This window comes from Amycolatopsis sp. cg13 (assembly GCF_041346965.1).
GTDB lineage: Bacteria > Actinomycetota > Actinomycetes > Mycobacteriales > Pseudonocardiaceae > Amycolatopsis.
Genome location: NZ_CP166848.1, coordinates 6914821 through 6935026 on the forward strand (window position 1 = coordinate 6914821; position 20206 = coordinate 6935026).

19 protein-coding genes and 1 riboswitch are annotated in these 20206 nt (G+C 68.7%); of the genes, 10 read left to right on the forward strand and 9 right to left on the reverse strand.

Annotated elements, in window-relative coordinates:
* On the forward strand, nucleotides 1–840 hold the full coding sequence (gene rsmI / locus AB5I40_RS32495; protein ID WP_370934028.1) for a 16S rRNA (cytidine(1402)-2'-O)-methyltransferase: 840 nt from the start codon (nucleotides 1–3) through the stop codon (nucleotides 838–840).
* 1 nt (nucleotide 841) lies between these two features.
* On the opposite strand, the gene AB5I40_RS32500 is transcribed toward rsmI, so the two are convergent.
* From AB5I40_RS32500 to AB5I40_RS32510, 3 genes are read right to left on the reverse strand one after another with little or no spacing between them, the layout of a single operon-like run.
* Nucleotides 842–1126: a hypothetical protein gene (locus AB5I40_RS32500; RefSeq protein WP_370934029.1), complete on the reverse strand. Its 285-nt coding sequence runs from the start codon at nucleotides 1124–1126 to the stop codon at nucleotides 842–844.
* The gene (locus AB5I40_RS32505) at nucleotides 1101–1838 is read right to left on the reverse strand and encodes a hypothetical protein (protein WP_370934030.1); all 738 of its coding nucleotides are present in this window, start codon (nucleotides 1836–1838) and stop codon (nucleotides 1101–1103) included. The genes AB5I40_RS32500 and AB5I40_RS32505 overlap by 26 nt, the downstream gene beginning before the upstream one ends.
* Nucleotides 1839–1847: 9 nt before the next feature.
* Nucleotides 1848–2324, reverse strand: coding sequence for a QsdR family transcriptional regulator (locus AB5I40_RS32510; protein ID WP_370934031.1), 477 nt, complete (start codon nucleotides 2322–2324; stop codon nucleotides 1848–1850).
* A 172-nt stretch (nucleotides 2325–2496) separates the two neighbouring features.
* Between AB5I40_RS32510 and AB5I40_RS32515 the strand changes: the two genes are divergently transcribed.
* On the forward strand, nucleotides 2497–3456 hold the full coding sequence (locus AB5I40_RS32515; RefSeq protein WP_370934032.1) for a zinc-binding alcohol dehydrogenase family protein: 960 nt from the start codon (nucleotides 2497–2499) through the stop codon (nucleotides 3454–3456).
* Nucleotides 3457–3472: 16 nt separating this feature from the next.
* Here AB5I40_RS32515 and AB5I40_RS32520 read toward each other — a convergent pair whose 3' ends face one another.
* From AB5I40_RS32520 to AB5I40_RS32540, 5 genes are all read right to left on the reverse strand, one after another.
* A complete protein-coding gene (locus AB5I40_RS32520) occupies nucleotides 3473–4729 on the reverse strand; it encodes an aminodeoxychorismate synthase component I (RefSeq protein ID WP_370934033.1) in 1257 nt (418 codons plus the stop codon).
* 45 nt (nucleotides 4730–4774) lie between these two features.
* A complete protein-coding gene (locus AB5I40_RS32525) occupies nucleotides 4775–5389 on the reverse strand; it encodes a glycoside hydrolase family 25 protein (RefSeq protein WP_370934034.1) in 615 nt (204 codons plus the stop codon).
* Between the two features lie 97 nt (nucleotides 5390–5486).
* Entirely contained in the window at nucleotides 5487–6251 is a 765-nt protein-coding gene (locus AB5I40_RS32530; protein WP_370934035.1) for an ABC transporter permease, read from the reverse strand.
* Nucleotides 6241–7239: an ATP-binding cassette domain-containing protein gene (locus tag AB5I40_RS32535; protein ID WP_370934036.1), complete on the reverse strand. Its 999-nt coding sequence runs from the start codon at nucleotides 7237–7239 to the stop codon at nucleotides 6241–6243. Before AB5I40_RS32535 ends, AB5I40_RS32530 begins: the two co-directional genes overlap by 11 nt.
* Nucleotides 7240–7333: 94 nt before the next feature.
* Nucleotides 7334–7921, reverse strand: coding sequence for a PadR family transcriptional regulator (locus AB5I40_RS32540; RefSeq protein ID WP_370934037.1), 588 nt, complete (start codon nucleotides 7919–7921; stop codon nucleotides 7334–7336).
* A 61-nt stretch (nucleotides 7922–7982) separates the two neighbouring features.
* Here AB5I40_RS32540 and metG point away from each other — a divergent pair, with 61 nt between their 5' ends.
* The 6 genes from metG (at nucleotide 7983) to AB5I40_RS32570 (ending at nucleotide 16647) form a co-directional block, all read left to right on the forward strand.
* Entirely contained in the window at nucleotides 7983–9779 is a 1797-nt protein-coding gene (metG, locus tag AB5I40_RS32545; RefSeq protein WP_370934038.1) for a methionine--tRNA ligase, read from the forward strand.
* Between the two features lie 442 nt (nucleotides 9780–10221).
* Nucleotides 10222–11037 carry a transposase family protein gene (locus AB5I40_RS32550; protein ID WP_370933256.1) on the forward strand — a complete coding sequence of 272 codons (816 nt, stop codon included), beginning with the start codon at nucleotides 10222–10224 and terminating at the stop codon, nucleotides 11035–11037.
* Nucleotides 11038–11164: 127 nt separating this feature from the next.
* Nucleotides 11165–11989, forward strand: coding sequence for a TatD family hydrolase (locus AB5I40_RS32555; RefSeq protein ID WP_370934039.1), 825 nt, complete (start codon nucleotides 11165–11167; stop codon nucleotides 11987–11989).
* A 427-nt stretch (nucleotides 11990–12416) separates the two neighbouring features.
* Nucleotides 12417–13799 carry a transglycosylase family protein gene (locus AB5I40_RS32560; protein ID WP_370940659.1) on the forward strand — a complete coding sequence of 461 codons (1383 nt, stop codon included), beginning with the start codon at nucleotides 12417–12419 and terminating at the stop codon, nucleotides 13797–13799.
* 106 nt (nucleotides 13800–13905) lie between these two features.
* Nucleotides 13906–14748, forward strand: coding sequence for a 16S rRNA (adenine(1518)-N(6)/adenine(1519)-N(6))-dimethyltransferase RsmA (gene rsmA, locus AB5I40_RS32565; protein WP_344280340.1), 843 nt, complete (start codon nucleotides 13906–13908; stop codon nucleotides 14746–14748).
* Between the two features lie 578 nt (nucleotides 14749–15326).
* Nucleotides 15327–15417, forward strand: a riboswitch (SAM riboswitch).
* Nucleotides 15418–15633: 216 nt separating this feature from the next.
* Complete coding sequence (locus AB5I40_RS32570) at nucleotides 15634–16647, forward strand: methionine ABC transporter ATP-binding protein (protein ID WP_370934040.1); 1014 nt, start codon at nucleotides 15634–15636, stop codon at nucleotides 16645–16647.
* Between the two features lie 128 nt (nucleotides 16648–16775).
* Here AB5I40_RS32570 and AB5I40_RS32575 read toward each other — a convergent pair whose 3' ends face one another.
* The gene (locus tag AB5I40_RS32575; protein WP_370934041.1) at nucleotides 16776–17156 is read right to left on the reverse strand and encodes a hypothetical protein; all 381 of its coding nucleotides are present in this window, start codon (nucleotides 17154–17156) and stop codon (nucleotides 16776–16778) included.
* Nucleotides 17157–17412: 256 nt separating this feature from the next.
* Between AB5I40_RS32575 and AB5I40_RS32580 the strand changes: the two genes are divergently transcribed.
* Entirely contained in the window at nucleotides 17413–18381 is a 969-nt protein-coding gene (locus tag AB5I40_RS32580) for a 4-(cytidine 5'-diphospho)-2-C-methyl-D-erythritol kinase (RefSeq protein ID WP_370934042.1), read from the forward strand.
* 53 nt (nucleotides 18382–18434) lie between these two features.
* Nucleotides 18435–20204, forward strand: coding sequence for an ABC-F family ATP-binding cassette domain-containing protein (locus AB5I40_RS32585; protein WP_370934043.1), 1770 nt, complete (start codon nucleotides 18435–18437; stop codon nucleotides 20202–20204).
* Nucleotides 20205–20206: the final 2 nt, after the last annotated feature.

Consider the following 20206-nt stretch of genomic DNA (forward strand, 5'->3'; position numbering starts at 1 on the left):
ATGACTTCTGCGTCCGGACGGCTCGTGCTCGCCGCCACCCCGCTGGGCGATCCCGGCGACGCGTCCGCCCGGCTGATCGAGGCGCTGGGCTCGGCGGACGTGATCGCCGCCGAGGACACTCGACGCCTGCGCGGCCTCGCTTCCGCGCTCGGCGTGTCGCCTTCCGGCCGGGTGGTCAGCTTCTACGAGGACGTCGAGACTGCCCGGCTGCCGAAGCTGCTGGAGGCACTGCACGGCGGCGAGACGGTGCTGGTGGTGACCGACGCCGGGATGCCGAGCGTGTCCGATCCCGGCTTCCGCCTCGTGGCCGCTTGTGTCGAGGAGGACCTACCGATCACCTGCCTTCCCGGCCCGTCGGCGGTGACGACGGCGCTCGCGTTGTCCGGGCTGCCCTGCGACCGGTTCTGCTTCGAGGGCTTCGCCCCGCGCAAGCCTGGTGAGCGATCGAAGTGGTTCGCGGAGCTGGTGAGCGAGCGCCGGACTGTCGTGTTCTTCGAATCGCCGCACCGGATCGCGTCCCTGCTTTCCGACGCCGCCGCCGCGCTGGGCGGTTCTCGGCGGGCCGCGGTGTGCCGGGAACTGACGAAGACGTACGAAGAGGTCAAACGCGGCACCCTCGCGGAACTTGCCGAGTGGGCAGCGGACGGGGTTCGCGGCGAAATCTCGGTGGTGCTGGAGGGGGCGGCTCCTCGGCAGGCGTCGGTGGCGGATCTGGTGCCGGAGGTGGCGGAACGGGTCGCTTCGGGGGAACGACTGAAGACCGTCGCGGCTGAGGTAGCGGGTGCGGCCGGGGTGTCTACAAAGGAGCTTTACGCGGCGGTGCTCGCGGCCCGGAAGTGAGTTAGTACCGGCGGGCGTTGTCTTCGGCTAGGAATTGCAGCCACTTCGGGTCGCTAGGTGCGGTTTTGGTGATCGTGGCCAGTTCCTCCGGCCGCCAAGTGCGGATGCCGTCGGTGTGCACGACGTGTTCTTCCGTCAGGCCCTCATCGGGAATCTCCTTGGTACTGGAGAGGAACTCCGTGACGGTGGCCGGATCCGCGACGGTGCGGGGGCCGGGAACCGGCACCAGCGCGAGTTCGTCGTCTCCGGCGACCACGAGGTCACTGCCGAGCGGACCAGGAGGCATTCCGCTTGAGCCGCTTCGGCTCGCTGAGCGAGATCTTCCTGACCCGGCGCAGCGAAGGGAACTCGAACACCAAGACCTGGTGTTCGTAGGTGTTGCCGCGAATCGCCAGGTACCGCCCGTCGGAGCTGAAGACCGGAAGGCCCCAGCCGTTGGAGTCCAGAATCAGGGCCCGGTCAAGGAACCGCAGCCGGTCGCCTGGGCGGGAGAAGAGCACAAAGCTCGCTCCCTGGTCGCTCCGCTTGGTGGCGATCAGCCCTCCCGCCGGATGCGCGACGATGCCGCCGTCCCACGCCCGGGCGGGAGAGATGGCCCCAGTGCTGAGGTCGATGGCGTCTGAACGGTCAAAGACGCCGGGCGGGGTCGGCGACGTCCACAGTGACTGGCCGTCCGGGCTGAAGGCCACGTGGTCAGAGACGGCGATGTCCAGCGCGGAGGTGCCGGTCCGGGACCAGCGCACCGTTTCCCCTCCGACGGACCAGACCAGTTCCGGCAGTTCCGGATGCCAGGCGAGGGCGGGCCAGTCCGGGAACTTCCCGTACTCCGCGGAATCCGCGCCCACCGCGCCGATTTTGCGCAGCACTCGCTCGGCGTAGTAGACGTGCACTGCGGGCCGGTTCAGTTCGATCCCGGCGACGAGGGGCCGTTTCGGATGGCGCACCAACTGCCTGATCGAAGCGGTCGGGATCCGGGCGATGGCCTGGACAGCGGTCACTAAGAGATTTTACCGACTGCGCAACAGCATTTTCGCCGCTACCAAAGCCTTTTCCGCATCCGGCTCCTCGCCGGTGATCGCATCGGTGTAGATGAACGACTCGCCGACCCGCACGAGCAGATACGCCAGATCCGCCACCGGCAACGGCGTCTCCAACCGCCCGGCCGCGACCTCGTCCGACAGCAGCGCCTGCACCTTCTCGATGGTCCGCGACTGCACCAGGCTCGCCTTGGTCGTCAGCAACCGCAGCGCACGCTCCGGCTCCCGGCGCAAGAACGCACGGAACGGCGAGGACGCGTTGACCGTCCGCACGAATGCCCCGATCGCCTCCGCGACGCCGTCCCCGCCGCGGCCCGCATAACTCACGTTATCCAGCACCGCGGACGTCTCCGCCCACAGGATTTCGCTCAGCAGGTGATCGCGGCTGCCGACCCACCGGTGCAGGGTCGCGCGGCTGACGCCGAGGTCGCCGGCCAGGTCGCGCATGTCCACGCGGTCCCCGGCGAGGAACCGGGCGCGGGCGAGGCGGAAGGCCGCGACGGCGTCGGGTCGCGAGGTGCGGGTGGACAGTGGCGTGTCGATGGGTGAGACGTTAGCAGAGAGTGTCCCATGGATGAGACATGTGGCAGAATGTCTCACGACGAGAGGAGCCGCGAAGATGCGTGCTGTGCAGGTGACCGAATTCGGCGGTCCCGAGGTGCTGAAGCCGGTCGAGCTGCCCGATCCGGTGGCCGGGCCGGGGCAGGTGCTGATCGAGGTCGACCGTGTCGGGCTGAACTATGCGGACACGCACCAGGCGGAAAACTCGTATCTCGCCCCGAGCAAGCTGCCGCTCGTGCCCGGCGGCGAGGTCGTCGGTCGTACGGCGGACGGCAAGCGGGTGGTCGCGCTGCTCAGCGACGGCGGCGGTTACGCCGAGCGCGTCGTGGCCGACGAGGCCATGACCTTCCCGGTTCCGGACGGCGTCGACGACCTCAACGCACTGTCGATGCTGGTCCAGGGCGCGACCGCGTGGATCATGCTGCGCAAGAACGCTCATCTCGAACCCGGCGAGTCCGTCGTCGTGCACGCCGCGGCGGGCGGCGTCGGGTCGATCGCGGTGCAGCTGGCGAACGCGTGGGGCGCGGGCCGCGTCATCGCGACCGCGAGCAGCGAGGAAAAGCGCGCGCTGGCGATCGAACTCGGCGCGGACGTCGCGGTCGATTCCCGCGCGGAGAACATGACCGAAGTCCTCCGGGAAGCCAACGGCGGCAAGCGAGTCGACGTCGTCCTCGACATGGTCGGCGGCACCACCACCGACCAGAGCATCGTCGCGCTGGCCCCGTTCGGCCGTCTGGTCTTCTACGGGATGGCCGGCCGCCGCTCGCCGAAGCCGATCGAATTGCGCAACCTGCTCGGCCACAGCACGACCGTGGCCGGGATGTGGCTGCCGCACGTGTTCCGCTTGCCGGGCAACGTTTTCGGCACCGCGCTCAGCGACCTGTTCACGATGGTGCTGGACGGAAAACTCCGCGCGATCGCGGGCGGCGAGTACGCGCTGGAGGACGCCCGGAAGGCGCACGAAGCGCTGCGTTCCAGGGGCACCACCGGGAAACTGCTGCTCGACCCGCGTAGGTAAGTCTCGTGAGTGCTGATCACGGTTCTAACCGCGATCGGCACTCACGAGGCCTGGCCAGCAGATCCTCCAACGGCGCCGCTTTGTGCAGGCACTCCTGCCATTCCGCGGCGCTGTCCGAGTCCGCCGTGATCCCGCCGCCGACGCCGAGCGCGATCCGGTCCCCGGCGATCTCGAACGTCCGGATCGCCACGTTCAGCTCCAGCCCCGCCAGCGGCGACACCATGCCGACCGCGCCGGTGTACACCCCGCGCGCGGCCGGTTCCAGTTCGGTGATCAGGTCCAGTGCCCGGATCTTCGGCGCACCGGTGACCGAGCCGGGCGGGAACGTCGCGGCCAGCAGCCCGGAGTCGGTCACCCCGTCCGCCAGCACACCCTCCACAGTGGACGCCAGATGCCACACCCCCGGCGCGGGATGCACCGCGAGCAGCTCCGGCACCACGACGCTGCCGACCTCGCACACCCGGCCGAGATCGTTGCGCACCAGGTCGGTGATCATCACGTTCTCCGCGACGTCCTTCGCCGACTGCCGCAGCAGGAGCGCGTTGCCGTCGTCCGCCGGACCGCGCCGGGGCAGCGTCCCCTTGATCGGCGACGACCGCACGCGACGGTCGTGCCGGGCCAAAAACAGTTCCGGCGACAGCGAAACCACCGAACCCCATTCACCGGCGACGTAAGCCGCCCGCCGCGGAGCCAGCCGCCGCACCCCCTCGGCGAACAACGCGGCCGGTGATCCCTCGAACGTCCCGGTGAACCGCGAGCAGATGTTCGCCTGGAACAGCTCGCCCGCCTCGATCTCGTGCACGCACGCCTTCACCGCCTGCTCGTGCCCGGACGGCCGTCGCAAAGCACTAGCCGACCATGACAGCTCCGCGGATCCAGCCAAAGCCCGCTCCACCACGGCAAGCTGCGCGTCGGCGTCACCGTCAAGGGACTCGAACCAACACTCGCCAGCCGCGTCCCAGCGCAGCACGTGATCCGCCCAGCCCCAGGCCGACGCCGGAACCCCGGTCGAACGTCCAGATGGATCCGCCTGGTCATAAGCCAGAAACCCGAACCAACCGCCGCCGATGCGCCCCGAAGGACCCGAAACGGGAGAGACCGATGGGAACGGCTGCGGAGTCACCGCCAGGAACGGTGCCACCACTGCCCGCGACCCGAACCAGTTCCCGCAGACCGCGGCCGGTTCTGGCAGGCCGTGCGCCCGGGCGTACGCGGACAGCAGAACGAGCACCCGCGAAGGTGACAGGTCGGTCCGCAGCCGCTGGAAACGCATCGCGCCATTGTGCCGGAAACCGGCGGTGACCAGCGGAAAAGGTGATCAGAGCAGCACATCGGACAGTGCGAACGGATACACCACCGCGTCCTGCGCCACCGGCCCGTCGACTCCGGGCACGTCCGGCGCGAAGGCGTGCTGGTGCAGCCCGAGCCGCGAATGGAACCAGCCGGGCCGTCCGGGAATGCCGTTGTGCCGCACGAGCCACAGCACGACCTCGGAATCAGCCCAGCGGTCGGGGTGCAAGCGGTGCGCCCAGCAGTCGTGTCCGGCGTACACGAGCACCCGGCGGATCTTCGCGGCGTGCCGCACGTGCTTGATCCACGCCTTCACGAACCGGTCGTCGACGCTTTGCGCGTCCACCTCGAGCGCCGGGGCGAGCGAACCGGGCGCGAACGCTCCGAGCTTGCTCGCCGTCCGGACGAAATGGTCGGCCTGGTCGTGCACCGCGCCAGGCCGCGCGTAGTGCCGGGCGCCGGTATGGATGCCCGCGTGCTGGGCCGCGGCCAGCATCCGCTCCGCGCCCGGATCGCTCCAGTTGACGTTCTCGCTGATCGTCACCGAAGCGAATCGCACGTCGGCGCCACGCACCGCCGCCCAATCGAGCACTTGCTCGCGATGAGTGAGCGTGAGTCCGCGCCCACTCTCCGGTTCCGCCACCACGCACCCCTGACAAGCCCCACGACGGGTGAAAGGCCACCCTACGTCCGGAAATCCGGAGCGGGGTGACCTTTCCCGGCGTGTCGATACGCTTTGATCAGGCGTTTTCCTTCTTGAAGGTGCGCGTTCCCCACCACACCGCCAAAACGGCCATGACCAGCACGACCACGCCCCCGGTGAAGAGCGCGTCCATCGAGAAGTCGCCGCGGAAGCTGTTGCGCTCCACGTCGACCACGTGCCGGAACGGGTTGATCTGCGAGATCGTGTACAGCCACTTCGGCGCCAGCCCGGACGTGATCGGGATGAGGATCCCGGACAACAGCAGCAACGGCATGAGCACCGCGTTGAGCAGCGCCGGGAACGCCTCCTCGCTCTTGAGCGTGAGCGCCAGCGCGTAGGAGCACGACGCCAGCGTGAGCGCGAGCAGGAACACGATCGCCAGGCTCAGCAGCACGCCGCCGAACGGCGCGTTCAGGTCGAACACCAGGTAGGCGAGCAGGATGATCAGCACCGCCTGCACGGCCGCCTGCAACGCGTTCGCCAGCACCTTCCCGAGCAGCAGCGCGGCCCGGTGCACTGGGGTGACACGCAGCCGCTCGACCACGCCGGACCGGAATTCGGCCAGCAGCCCGAAGCCCACGAACGAACTGCCGAACAATGCCAGCTGCGCGATCAGCGCGGGCGTGAGCACCATCCAGCCGTCGACCTCGGACATCCCCTGCGCGCTGAGCGATTTCACCAGCAGCGGGCCGAAGAAGAACAGGTACAGCAGCGGCTGGGCGAGCCCGATCAGCAGCCACGCCGGATTCCGCAGCGCGCCCGCCATGTCGCGGCGGAAGATCAGCCAGGTGTCACGCAGCATCGGACGCCTCCGGTTCCGTCGCCGCGGGCTGCTCCGCTTCGCGCAGCGACCGGCCGGTGAGAGTAAGGAATACGTCGTCCAAGGTCGGCCGCGTGACCTGCATGGCGGTCGTCGCGATTTCCTTGGCGTCGAGCGCGCGCAGCAGCTCCGGCATCGCGGTGTCGCCGCGCGGCACCCGGAACCGGATCGACCCCCCGCGCACGGCGAACTCGTGCGCGCCGGGCAGCTGCCGGGCCAGGTCGGCGGCGGCCGGGGCGGATTCGGGATCCACCTCAATCGCCACGCTGTCGCCGGAGACCTGCGCTTTCAGCGCGTCCGGATGCCCCTCGGCGACGATCCGGCCGTCGTCGATCACGATCAGCCGGTCGGCCAGCGCGTCCGCCTCGTCGAGGTAATGGGTGGTCAGGAAGATCGTGACGCCCTGTTCCGCCCGCAGCCGCCGGATGTGTTCCCACAGGTTCGCCCGGCTCTGCGGGTCGAGCCCGGTGGACGGCTCGTCGAGAAAGACCAGCCCCGGCGAATGAATCAGCCCCATCGCGATGTCGAGCCTGCGCCGCTGACCCCCGGACAGCGTCTTCGTGGCCCGCTGTTCGAGCCCGGCCAGGTCGAGCTGCTCGGTGAGCACTTTGCCGCGCGCGATCGCGTCGGCCTTGCTCATCCGGTACAGCCTGCCCTGCAGCTCAAGCTCTTCGCCGACGCGCGATTCGGGCGCGGTCCCGCCGCCCTGTGCGACGTACCCGATGTTGCGGCGCACCCCCGCCGCGTCGGTGAGCAGGTCGTGCCCGCCGACGGTCGCCGTGCCCGCGGTCGGTCTCAACAGGGTGGTGAGCATGCGCAGCGTCGTGGTCTTGCCCGCCCCGTTCGGGCCGAGGAACCCGACCAGCTCGCCCGCCTCGACGTCGAGATCGACCCCCTTCACCGCGTGCACTTCGCCACCGGCTCGGCCCTTGCGGCGGAACCGCCGCTCGAGTCCGCGTGCCGTGATCATGGATTGCCCCTCTCCTCCCAAGAAGATCAGCTAGTCAATCTTGACTAGCTGACGCGCACACTGTGCCCGAGAGAAGCGGCTTAGTCAAATTTGATTACTCAGGAGCCGACGGCGTGAACGGCGAACCGGGGTCGTCGGCCATCACGTACTCGCCAGCCTCGAGCCTGCCGATCAGCCCGCTGAGCCATTCCCGGCTCGCGCTGGCGATCCCGCCCCACAGGCGGAACAGTTCGGTCACGTGCGCCGGTTTGCCCCAGGTGTCGTCCTCGAGGCTCAATCGCGACCGGCGCTCTTCCGCCTCGAAGTGGATCAGGTTCTGCTGGAGGAGGCTGATCGTGTACTTCCGCGGGAGCGCGGGCATCAAGCTCACCGCCGCGCACAACTCCGCGTTGCTCGCGCTCGGATCGGACAACCCCTTCGCGATGAGGACCTGGAACTCCTGCTCGCCCGCGTGCGAAAGCCGGTAAGCGACCCGGTCCGGGCCGCCGTCGCCCGGCTCGACGTCGATCTTCTCCAGCAGGTCCTCGGCGGCCATTTTCTTGAGCGCGTGGTAGATCGAGCCGGGCTGGACGTTCGCCCACTTGTCCGCCGACCACGACAGCAGTTCGCGGCGCACCTGGTAGCCGTGCGCGCGGCCGAACATCCGCACGACCCCGAGCACCAGCAGACGCGTCGCCGACACCGGCTCTCCCTTCCCCGACCACCACGAAACGCCCTGGAGCGCATCCGTAGGCTAAACAGGTATGAGCACCCCTGTGTTGACCGCGGTGGCCTGGCCCTACGCCAACGGCCCCCGCCACATCGGCCACGTGTCCGGATTCGGCGTCCCGTCCGACGTCTTCTCCCGCTACCAGCGAATGGCCGGCAACCGGGTGCTCATGGTGTCCGGGACCGACGAACACGGCACGCCGATCACCGTCCAGGCGGACAAAGAGGGGATGACCCCGCAGCAGACCGCGGACAAGTACACCCGCCAGATCGACGAGGACCTGCGCGGCCTCGGCCTCTCCTACGACCTGTTCACCCGCACCACCACCGGCAACCACGCCGCGGTGACGCAGGAAATCTTCCTCGCGCTCAACCGCAACGGCTACGTCGTCCCGAAGACCACCCGCGGCGCGATCAGCCCGTCCACCGGACGCACGCTGCCCGACCGCTACATCGAGGGCACCTGCCCGATCTGCGGCTACGACGGCGCGCGCGGCGACCAGTGCGACAACTGCGGCAACCAGCTCGACGCGGCCGAGCTGATCAACCCGAAGTCGCGGATCAACGGCGAGACGCCGAAGTTCGTCGAGACCGAGCACTACTTCCTGGACCTGCCGGCGTTCACCCAGACCCTCGGCGACTGGCTGGGCACCAAGAACGACTGGCGCCCGAACGTCCTCAACTTCACCAAGAACCTGATCGACGACATGCGGCCGCGGCCGATCACCCGCGACCTCGACTGGGGCGTCAAGATCCCGCTCGACGGCTGGCGCGACCAGCCGCTCAAGCGGTTTTACGTCTGGTTCGACGCGGTCATCGGCTACTTCTCCGCGAGCGTCGAATGGGCGCGCCGCAACGGCACCCCGGACGCGTGGCAGGAGTGGTGGGCCAACGACGCCGCGCGCGCCTACTACTTCATGGGCAAGGACAACATCACCTTCCACGCCCAGATCTGGCCCGCGCTGCTGCTCGGCCAGAACGGCGACGGCGATCGCGGCGGCGAGCCGGGCAAGTACGGCAAGCTCCACCTGCCGGACGAGATCGTGTCCAGCGAGTTCCTCACCATGAGCGGGTCGAAGTTCTCTACGTCCCGGGGGACCGTCATTTACGTGCACGACTTCCTGCGGGAGTTCGGGCCGGACGCGCTGCGGTACTTCATTTCGGTGGCCGGTCCGGAGACTCAGGACACGGACTTCACGTGGGACGAGTTCGTTCGGCGGACGAACTTCGAGCTGGCCAACGAGTGGGGCAACCTGGTTAACCGGTCGATTTCTATGGCGCACAAGAACAATGGAGCGATTCCGGCTCCTACTGCGCCTGCTCCGGCGGATGAGGAGCTGAAGGCGTTGTCTCGGCAGGCGTTCGAGACTGCTGGCGGGCATCTTGCGCGGTCGCGGTTCAAGTTGGCCGCGGCTGAGGCGATGCGGGTGGTTACGGCGGCTAACCGGTATCTGTCGGATCAGGAGCCTTGGAAGCTCAAGGAGGATCCGGACCGCCGGGATGCTGTGTTGCACACGGCGTTGCAGGTGGTCAGTGATGCGAACACGTTGCTGACGCCGTTCCTGCCGCATTCGGCGCAGAAGGTGCATGAGGCGCTGGGTGGGACTGGGGTTTGGGCTGCTCAGCCTGAGCTGCAGGAGGTTGAGGATCTTGACCTGCCTGGGCGGGTTAATCCGATCCTGACCGGGGATTACGCCGGGGAGCAGGCTAAGTGGGAGTCTCGGCCGATTGAGGTTGGGCGGCCGTTGGAGAAGCCGACTCCGTTGTTTACGAAGCTCGATCCGAAGTTGGGCGAGACTGGGCCGGAGTGGGCTCCGATCGTGACTGACTGAGGTCTCGGGGGCGGCTCGTCGCCTGGCGGCGACATTGCCGCTTTGGGCGGCCCCCACCCCCGATGCCCGATTGTGCTGACGGTTCGGGGGTGCTTGTCAAGGCGGGAAAGATGCCTTGACAAGCACCCCCGAACCGCAGGGCGGCTTTGGATCGGGGTTGGGGGCGGGGTGGGTGCTTCGATCGTTGGGTGCGTCGGTGCGGTTGGGGGCGGGGCTAGCGCCCCAATGAGGGTTTTTCATCCTGTTGTTGCTGGTGGGGGTGGGTTGCGGGGGTGGGGTGTGGTTGGTGCTGCGGGGATGTTGTGCCGTGTCTGTGCGGGTGGCACCTGAATGCCGGGCGCGGCGGGCCCGGGGATAGGCGAAGCCCCCGGCAGGGTTCGCGGATGTGAGTCAGCAAACGACCGAGGGCTTCGAGTCCCTTGTTTATCAGAGCGTTCTTCCGGTGTCGAAACAGACCGTCGCGATGGCCGGCGACCTCATCCGCAAGCACCGCAGGAGAGTCGGGTCCCGGTGGCGCAAAGCGTCGCCGGGCAGGCAGGCGCTGCTGGCGCTGGCGGTGCTGCGCCACGACCAGCGCCTGCAGGACCTGGCCGGCGGCAACGGGATCTCCGCCTCGACACTGCGCCGGTGGGTGCTGGAACTCGTCTCGCTGCTGGCCGCCCGCGCGCCCCGGCTCGGCCGGGTCCTGGACCGGCTGCGCGCCGCCGGCGCCACCCTGGTCCTGGTCGACGGCACCCTGGTCCGCACCCGCCGGCGCACCGGGAAAGCCAACCGCCGCCACTACAGCGGCAAACACAAACGCCACGGCCTCAACTTCCAGGCCCTCACCGACACCCGCGGCCGGCTGCTCTGGCTCTCCTGCGCGCTGCCCGGCAGCACCGCCGACATCACCGCCGCCCGCCGCCACCGCCTCCTCGACCGCCTCGCCGCCGCGGGCCTCGCCCTCGGCGGCGACAAGGGCTACCACGGACTGCACAAAGACCTCCGCGCCCGCCGCGTCATCGCCGCGGAAAACCCGGACCCGATCGTGATCACGCCCGTCAAAGCCGAGACCAACCGACCCCTCACCGACGCCGAAAAAATCTCCAACTCCGTCTTCAACGGACTGCGCTGCGCCGTCGAACGAGCCTTCGCCGCTCTCAAAACCTGGCGAATCCTCGACAAACTACGCCTCAACCCCCGCCACGCCACCAGACTGCTCCGCGCACTGCTCGTCCTCGTTCAATATCACCAAAAAACACCCCACCCAACACCCTGACCAGCACAAACCAAGATGAAAAAACCTCAATGTGGCATTGGGTGCGTCAGACGCACCCAATGTGGCGTTCGGTGCGTGGCATGCACCCAATGCCACATTGGGGGCACCGCGCAGTAGCTTGGGGGCCATGGGTGACGAGAAGCGCGAACTTCCCCCGATTCCTGATCGGCTGCCGGTGACGGTGGTGGACGCGCACACTCATCTCGACGCGTGCGGGGCGGAGACTGCGGCTGACGTTGCCGAGATGGTCGACCGTGCCGAGCGGGCTGGGGTCGCGCGGGTTGTCACGGTTGCCGACGATCTTGCGGCTGCGCGTTGGGCCTCTGAAGCGTCCACGTGGGACTCGCGGGTGTTTGCTGCGGTGGCTATTCATCCCACGCGTACCAAGGAATTCGGCACCGCTGAACAGTCCGAAGTGGAGCAGTTGGCGCGCGGGGAGCGCGTGGTCGCGGTCGGCGAGACGGGGCTCGATTACTACTGGGACTACTCGCCGCACGATGCGCAGCAGGCTGCGTTTCGCTGGCACATCGATCTCGCGAAGCGGCTCGGCAAGGCGCTGATGATCCACGATCGCGACGCGCACGAAGACGTGCTTCGCATCCTCGACGAGGAAGGCGCGCCTGAGACGGTCGTCTTCCACTGCTTCTCCGGCGACGAGCACATCGCGCGCCGCTGTATCGACAAGGGCTACATCTTGTCCTTCGCGGGCACGGTCACCTTTAAGAACGCGCGCGGGCTGCACGAGGCCGCGCGGATCGTGCCGCGTGGGCAGTTCCTCGCTGAGACAGACGCGCCGTTTCTGACGCCTCATCCCTACCGTGGGCGGCCGAACGAGCCGTACTGCACCGCCTACACCGTTCGCTTCCTCGCTCAGCTGCGCGGCGAAGCGGTCCACGAAGTGGCCGAAGCGGTCCGGACCACTGCCGAACGCGCATATCAGCTGCCTGCCTGATTCCTCAGTGTCACAACGGGTTGCACGGATTGCGACATTCGAGACCGTGCATTCGTCCACCTGATGAGTGACGCAAGTCACGACACTCCGGGGGGTGTTTGCGCAACCTGCCAACACCCGTTACTGTCCCGTGATCGTGCCGGTCGGTTCCGCGCAGCGGAGCCGGCTGATACGCCCACCAGTCACGTCAGTGCACGTCGGGGAAGCGGAACCGGGGTTGGTACGACCTGGGACCGTGACGATGGCGCTGGCTGGGGGTGTCGGACTTGAGAGGCGCGCCCGAGGGTGCGTCGCGAACGAAGGACGACGCGCGAAACACGCGCGATGTCTTGGGAAAGGGAACGACCCGGTGACTGGTAGTCGGCAGGATGACTCGCGTCTTGACGCGGGTACGGCGTATTTCTCCTCCGCCCCGTCCTCGGTGGCCGTGCTCGACCGCGAGCTCGAGGACACCGCGTACGGGCAGCTTGACTTCTCCGACGAGCTCCGCGTGACCGAGCAGGACGTGCTCGCCGCGCTCGGCCCGGACGCCGACATGCTGATGTCGGAAATCGACGTCGACGTCGACGAGCTGATCCGCCTCATCAACGCGGAAACCACGATGCTTCCCCCGCTCGTCCTCCCGGACGAGGTCGAGGAAGACCGCACCGCCTCCCCGCAGGCCAAGAAGGCCGCGGTCGAGGAAGGGCTGCGCGAGGCGACCAAGACCTGGAAGCGCCGCTTCCTCAAGGGCGCGGTGCTTTCGCTGCTGGTCACCGTCGGCGGTGGCGGCGCGGCGGCGCTCGCGATGAACAAGAGCATCACCGTCGACGTCGACGGCCACCAGCAGACCGTGCACAGCTTCGGCGGCACCGTCGGCGACGTCCTCAAGGACGCGGGCCTGTCCGTCGGCGAGCACGACGCGCTTTCGCCCTCGCCGCAGGCGGCGGTCGGCGACGGCGGCGTCATCAAGCTCGAGCGCGGCCGTCAGCTGAACCTCGTCGTGGACGGCGTGTCGCGGCCCTCCTGGGTCCGGGCGACCACGCTCGGCGAGGCCATGAACCAGCTCGGCATGGGCAGCATGCTTTCCCAGGGCGCGTGGACGTCGATGCCGTCGTCCGGCGACCTCCCGCTCGAGGGGTCGACCGTCCAGGTCAAGACCCTCAAGCACATCACGCTTTTCGACGGCACCAACGCGCCCCGCCAGGTGAGCACCAACGCGGTGACCACCAAGGAGCTCGTCTCCGACCTGAAGCTGAACCTCGGCCCGGACGACGCGATCGACGGCGGCCTCGACGTCAGCCTCAAGAACGGCGCCGAGGTCCACGTCAGCCGCATGGGCGTGTCGATGGTCAACCAGGAAGAGACCATCGACCCCGAGGTGCAGAAGGTCGACGACCCGACGCAGCTGCAGGGCCAGCAGAGCGTCGAGGACCCGGGCACGCCGGGCAAGAAGCTGGTGACCTACAAGGTCACGAAGAAGAACGGCGAAGAGGTCTCGCGCGAGCAGATCTCGGAGAAGACCCTGGTCGAGGCCAAGGCCAAGATCATCAAGGTCGGCACCAAGAAGCCGCCGGCCCCGGCCATCGGCGACACCGGCGTGTGGGACCGCATCGCGCAGTGCGAGTCGGGCGGCAACTGGTCGATCAACACCGGCAACGGCTACTACGGCGGCCTCCAGTTCGACAAGCAGACCTGGGCGGCCTACGGCGGCACGCAGTACGCCCCGACGGCCGACAAGGCCACCCGCGAGCAGCAGATCGCGACCGCCGAGAAGGTGCGCGACGCGCGCGGCGGCTACAGCGCCTGGGGCTGCGGCTACAAGGCCTGAGCACCCTCGGTTTTTCCGGCAGGCGGCCGTGAGCTTCGCGCTCACGGCCGCCTGCTTTTGTCCGCCGCGTTGTCGTCGCCGCGACGGCGCTGGGTAGGCTCGTCCGGTGGTGGAACTGCTGGGGCCTGCCGAAATCCGCGGGCTGGCCGACGAACTCGACGTCCGGCCCACGAAGAAGCTCGGGCAGAACTTCGTGCACGACCCCAACACGGTCCGCCGTATCGTCGAACTCGGCGGTGTGCGGCCGGGGGACGTCGTGCTGGAGGTCGGACCCGGTCTCGGGTCGCTGACGCTGGGCTTGCTCGCCGCTGGCGCTCAGGTCGTCGCCGTGGAGATCGATCCGGTGCTGGCCGCCCGGCTGCCGCAGACAGTCGCCGAGCGCGCCCCGGAGGCGGCGGAGCGGCTGACCGTCGTCGGCGCCGACGCGCTGCGCGTGCGGGCAGCTGATCTGCCCGCTGAGCCGGTGTCGATCGTGGCGAACCTGCCGTACAACGTCGCGGTGCCGGTGGTGCTGCATCTGCTGGCCGAGCTGCCGTCGCTGCGCAGCGGGCTCGTGATGGTCCAGACCGAGGTCGCCGATCGGATGGCGGCCGGGCCGGGCAGCCGGACTTACGGCGTGCCGAGCGTGAAGCTCGCTTGGTACGGACCGGCGCGCAAGGTCGCCGCGGTGCCGCGCGCGGTGTTCTGGCCGGTGCCGAACGTCGACTCCGCGCTGGTTTCGTTCACCCGGACTGACCCGGTGTCCGGGGTGGATCGCGCGCGGTTGTTCGCGGTGGTCGACGCGGCGTTTTCGCAGCGGCGCAAGACTTTGCGGGCCGCGCTGGCGGGGTGGGCTGGTTCCGCCGAGCGGGCTGGCGAGTTGCTAGCCGAAGCGGGGATCGACCCGAAGACGCGCGGGGAGCAGCTGGACGTGCACGCGTTCGCGCGGATCGCGGCAGCCGGAAACTGACCCCCTCCCACGGCGCTCGCTTGTGACGTCCAACTGCGGCGGCGCGGCGGGTATTCCGGGTGCGCGGCTTTGATTTCGGCGTGTGGCCTGATGATCTTGCGTCGTCGCTGATCGTGGGTCATTCCGGGCCTCGCAGCTACTCTCGGTGATCGCTCGAGCGCGGCCGAAATGGCCCGCTACCTGTGACGGGCGGCTCGTCAAGGCCGTGGCATTCGGGGGAGCCTGATTGCTCCCCGGCCCGGATTGTTCAGCGTCGCCGGTTCGAGGTGCTTCGCTTCGGTGACCTATCTCGACCCGATCGCGGACCCGGCACCCCGGGCGTCGAGGCCTGGGAGTGCGCATCACTTGACAACGGGAAAACTCTTGTTCCACAAAGATTCTTGATCGTCCACAGTGGAACGAACTCGTTCGCGGCCGGGGGCCGTCGCGAGGGTTCCGCAGGTCGAGGCAATGTTCGGGAACCGAGGTTCCGGGTTTCCGGGTCCTGGACGGGCTGTTCCGGTATGCGGGCACCACCAGACGTGTGATCTGCACCAACGCGCTTGCGTTCAGCCAATGGGATCGGCTTTACTCGAAAGCGTCCATCCCGAGCGACTGAGAGACCTGGCTCGCCGAAGTCGCAGCAACCACCCTCCGCAGGGCAGGTGCTACCGCCAGGACCGATGGAGGCTGTTTTCGATGAAGAGGGTCACCCGCCCGCTCCTGCTGACCCGCCGGCGCGTAGTCGACGAAGGTCGCCGCACGGTATCCGCGTGTCAACGCTCCATGGTCATCGCCTGATCGTTTTTTCCGCAGTTTCTTGCGCCGTCCACTGTGGACGGTAATTCGATGACGCCTTGGCGCGCCCGGATCCGGCGCCGCGCCTCGTTTGCCTGGAGCCCTTTCGTGATCACTGTCGAAAACGTGTCCAAGTCCTTTCCCTTCCACGGAAATCGTGTCGCCGCACTGCGCGACGTGAGCGTTGACGTGCAAGCCGGCTCGCTGTTCGGAATCGTGGGTCCGTCCGGCTCCGGCAAGTCCACCCTCGCCCGCTGCATCGCGCTGCAGGAGCGCCCCGACCGCGGCGTCGTGCGGCTCGACGGCCTCAACACCGCGACCCTCGACGGCAAGCGGCTGCGGGAGATCCGCCGCCAGCTCGGGGTCGTCGGGACCAAGCCGGAGCTGCTCGCCGAGCGCACCATCGCGGGCAACATCGCCAGCCCGCTGGAGCAACTCGGCGTCGACGGCCCACAGCGGCGCAGCCGGGTCGGCTCGCTGCTCGACCTGGTCGGCCTCACCCCGCGCGCCGCGCAGAAGCCGGAAGAACTCACCGACGGCCAGCTCCGCCGGGTCGCGGTCGCCAAGGCGCTCGCCGCCGGACCGGCCGTGCTGCTCGCCGACGACCCGACCGCCGGAGTTTCAGCGGAAGACGCCGGCGCGGTGCTCGCCGTGCTCGACCGGGCGCGCGCCGAGCTTGGCGTGACGGTCGTCGTCACCACGCCGGACGCCGACGTCGTCCGCCGAGTCTGCGACGACGTCGCGGTGCTCGACAACGGCGCGATCGTCGAACGCGGCACGGTGCTCGACCTCATCTCGACGCCGGACAGCTGGACCGCGCAGGCAGTGCTGCCGTCGATCGAGACCTCGCGCGCCCAGTCCGCGAAGTACGACCGCGCGGTCGACGTCGTGCTGATCGGGTTCGCGTCGGTGGGTGCGTTGCTGCCTGAGGCGGCTAGTCGCTTCGATGTGGAGCTCGCCACTATTGGTGGTGGGCTCACCCGTATTGGGGATACGCCGATTGCTCGGTTCCGGTTGGGGGTGCGTGGGGAGCGGGCTGAGGCTGCGCTGTCTTGGATTTCTGATCGGGGGGCGTTTGTCAGTCAGGTGGTTCGTGGGCCGCAGAGTGTGGTTGCTGCCTGATTTACCTTCTGCTGCAAGACGTTTCACGGGCCGCTCCGTACGGGGCGGCCCGTGGTGTTTGAGTTGGCAGGGTAGCTCACCAGCTGTGTTTTTTGGCGTCGGCTCCGCCGCCGCGTGCGGGATCGCTTTTATGCCGGCGTTTGGGGGCTGACCGGCGTGACGGGCCTTCGGCCTATCACGCCGGTCAGCCCCCAAACGCCGGCGCGATCCCGCGTTGTGGTCCCGATCCGCATTGCGGTTTTCGTGAGGTTGGTTGATTTTTTCGCCATCGCCATCGCCATCGCCATCGCCATCGCCATCGCCATCGCCATCGCCATCGCCATCGCCACTGCCACTGCCACTGCCACTGCCACTGCCACTGCCACTGCCACTGCCACTGCCACTGCCACTGCCACTGCCACTGCCACTGCCACTGCCACTGCCACTGCCACTGCCACTGCCACTGCCACTGCCACTGCCACTGCCACTGCCGCCATCGCCACCATCGCCACCGCTGCCACCAACGCCACCGCCGCTGCTGCCAACGCGATTAGCGGCGGTGGCGATGAATCTGCGCGGTCGCGGTCGGAGGTTGTGGGGGAGGCGCGCGGGAAGGGTGTCGCGCTCGGCGGGCGGGGCATTCGCCGTCGTGGATTGTCCCCGGGGTCAGCTTCTTGGGGCGCGTGTCCGGACTGTTAGGACAGGTGTCCTGAACTTTGCCCGGGATTCCGGGCGGGTTTTTCTCCTGGTGAGCCCCGGCGGGGCGGTGCCACGTAGGCTGGACGGGTGCTCGCAGTCGTTCCGCCACCAGTCACCGTCCGGGTCCCGGCCAAGGTCAACCTGCACCTGGCCGTGGGGGACCTGCGGGCGGACGGGTTCCATGAGCTGGTCACTGTCTTCCAGGCGCTTTCGCTCACCGACGAGGTGACCGTCGCGGCCGCCGACGAGCCTGGGCTCGAGGTGTACGGCGAGGGGGAGCGCACGGTGCCCACCGACGGCACCAATCTCGCCTGGCGCGCGGCGTGCGAGCTGGCCTCTTACGCCGGACGGCCGGACGCGGATGCGCCGAAGGTGCGAATCGTGCTGCGCAAGGGCATTCCGGTCGCCGGCGGCATGGCGGGCGGGAGTGCGGACGCGGCGGCGGCGCTCGTCGGGCTCTCGTCGCTGTGGAAGCTCGACGTCACGCGCGACGAGCTGGCCACCATCGCCGGGAGCCTGGGCAGCGACGTGCCCTTCGCGCTGTACGGCGGCACTGCGCTCGGCACCGGTCGCGGCGAACAGCTCGTGCCGGTGCTCGCGCGCCACACGTTCCACTGGGTGCTGGCCTTCGACGAGGAAGGCCTGTCCACCCCCAAAGTGTTCGGCGAACTCGACCGGCTGCGTGCCGACGGGAAGCCGCCGCGGATCGGGTCGCACACGCCGGTCGTGGAGGCGCTCGCGTCGGGGGATCCTCGCCAGCTCGCGCTGCTGCTCGGCAATGATTTGCAGGCGGCCGCGGTGTCGCTGCGGCCCGGCCTGCGCCGCACGCTGCGCGCCGGGGTGAACGCGGGCGCACTGGCCGGATGCGTGTCCGGCTCCGGGCCCACGTGCGCGTTCCTGTGCTCCGACGCGGAAACCGCGGTCGAGGTGGCTGCGGAGCTGTCCGGCGCGGGAGTGTGCCGGACGGTCCGGGTCGCGCACGGGCCGGTGCCCGGGGCCCGGGTGGTCGGCGGCGACGACGCGCCGCGCAACGCGCCCCCGCGCGTGCACGCCTGAACCACCGCCTGAAACCAAGCTTGAATCAACAGTCCACAGTGGAAAGGATCCGGATGGCCAACCTGGTCAACCTGGAATCGGTGAGCAAGTCCTACGGCGTGAAGCCGTTGCTGGACAACGTTTCCCTCGGTGTCGCCGAGGGGCAGCGCATCGGCGTCGTCGGACTGAACGGCGGCGGCAAGACGACGCTGCTCGAAGTCCTTTCCGGACTGAGCGAGCCCGATTCCGGCCGGGTGAGCCAGGTGCGCGACCTGCGGATGGCCGTCGTCACCCAGCGCACGGAGCTGCCCGCGGGCAGCACGGTCGGCGACGTGGTGCTGCAGCGTTACGGCGCCGAGCACGAATGGGCCGCCGACGCGCGCGTCCGGTCTATTGTGGACGGTCTGGGCATCACCGCGATCGGCCTCGACACCCCGACCGCGAACCTGTCCGGTGGCGAACGCCGTCGCGTCGCGCTGGCCGCCGCGCTGACCGGCGAACTGGACCTCGTGGTGCTCGACGAGCCCACTAACCACCTTGACGTCGAAGGCGTGCGCTGGCTCGCCGATCACCTGCTGGGCCGCCGGATCGCGGTCGTGGTCGTGACGCACGACCGGTGGTTCCTCGACACCGTCGCGAGCCTCACCTGGGAAGTCGCGAACGGCCGGGTCGAGCAGTACGAAGGCGGTTACGCCGACTGGATTTTCGCGCGCGCCGAACGTGCCCGCCTCGCCGCGACCGCGGAGGAGAAGCGGCAGAACCTGGCGCGTAAGGAATTGGCGTGGCTGCGGCGTGGTCCGCAGGCGCGTTCGTCGAAGCCGCGCTACCGCGTCGAGGCCGCCGAGGCGTTGATCGCCGATGTGCCGCCGCTGCGCGATTCCGTGGAGCTGATGGCGTTCGCGAAGCGCCGGCTCGGCAAGACCGTGCTGGAGCTGGAAGACGCATCGCTGCGGGTCGGCGACCGGACGCTGCTCGACTACGTGACGTGGCGGATCGGCCCCGGCGACCGGATCGGCCTCGTCGGCGTGAACGGTTCCGGCAAGACCACGCTGCTGAAACTGCTGGGCGGCGACGTCGAATCGCCGACCGGACGCCGGGTGCAAGGCAAGACGGTCGCGCTCGCGCACCTGCGCCAGGAACTCGACGACCTGCCCGCCGATCTCCGCGTGCTGCAAGCGATCGAGCAGATCGCGGGCCGCGTCGTGTTCGGCAAGCAGGAGATGACCGCGTCGCAGCTCGGCGAGAAGCTCGGTTTCCCGGCCGCCCGCCAGTGGACACCAGTCGGCGACCTCTCCGGTGGCGAGCGTCGCCGGTTGCAGCTGTGCCGCTTGCTGATGGCCGAGCCGAACGTGCTGCTGCTGGACGAGCCGACGAACGACCTGGACATCGACACCCTGCAGCAGCTCGAAGACCTCCTCGACGGCTGGCCGGGCACGATGGTGGTGGTCTCGCACGACCGGTACCTGGTCGAGCGGGTTTGCGACGCCACGTACGCGCTTCTCGGCGACGGCAAGGTCACGCACCTGCCGGGTGGCATCGAGGAGTACCTGCAGCGCCGCGCCCGCGCGAAGGAAGCAGCGCCGCGTCGCGAGGCACCGGCCGCGGAGAAGACCGAGGCCAAGCGCAGTGCGGCGGAAACCCGTGCGGCGCAGAAGGAATTGAGTCGGCTGGAACGGAAGCTGGACCAGCTCGCGAAGCGGGAAGAGAAGCTGCACGCCGCGCTGGCGGAGGCGGCCACCGACCCGGAGAAGCTGATCGAGTTGAACACCGACCTGAAGGCCGTCCTGGCGGAGAAGGACGACGTCGAGGCGCGGTGGCTGGAGACGTCCGAACTCGCCGAGTGACA

Coding starts and splice junctions, on each gene's coding strand:
- rsmI (WP_370934028.1), top strand. CDS start 1: ATGACTTCTGCGTCCGGACGGCTCGTGCTCGCCGCCACCCCGCTGGGC.
- AB5I40_RS32500 (WP_370934029.1), bottom strand. CDS start 1,126: ATGCCTCCTGGTCCGCTCGGCAGTGACCTCGTGGTCGCCGGAGACGAC.
- AB5I40_RS32510 (WP_370934031.1), bottom strand. CDS start 2,324: ATGCGCGACCTGGCCGGCGACCTCGGCGTCAGCCGCGCGACCCTGCAC.
- AB5I40_RS32515 (WP_370934032.1), top strand. CDS start 2,497: ATGCGTGCTGTGCAGGTGACCGAATTCGGCGGTCCCGAGGTGCTGAAG.
- AB5I40_RS32520 (WP_370934033.1), bottom strand. CDS start 4,729: ATGCGTTTCCAGCGGCTGCGGACCGACCTGTCACCTTCGCGGGTGCTC.
- AB5I40_RS32530 (WP_370934035.1), bottom strand. CDS start 6,251: ATGCTGCGTGACACCTGGCTGATCTTCCGCCGCGACATGGCGGGCGCG.
- AB5I40_RS32535 (WP_370934036.1), bottom strand. CDS start 7,239: ATGATCACGGCACGCGGACTCGAGCGGCGGTTCCGCCGCAAGGGCCGA.
- metG (WP_370934038.1), top strand. CDS start 7,983: ATGAGCACCCCTGTGTTGACCGCGGTGGCCTGGCCCTACGCCAACGGC.
- AB5I40_RS32555 (WP_370934039.1), top strand. CDS start 11,165: ATGGGTGACGAGAAGCGCGAACTTCCCCCGATTCCTGATCGGCTGCCG.
- AB5I40_RS32585 (WP_370934043.1), top strand. CDS start 18,435: ATGGCCAACCTGGTCAACCTGGAATCGGTGAGCAAGTCCTACGGCGTG.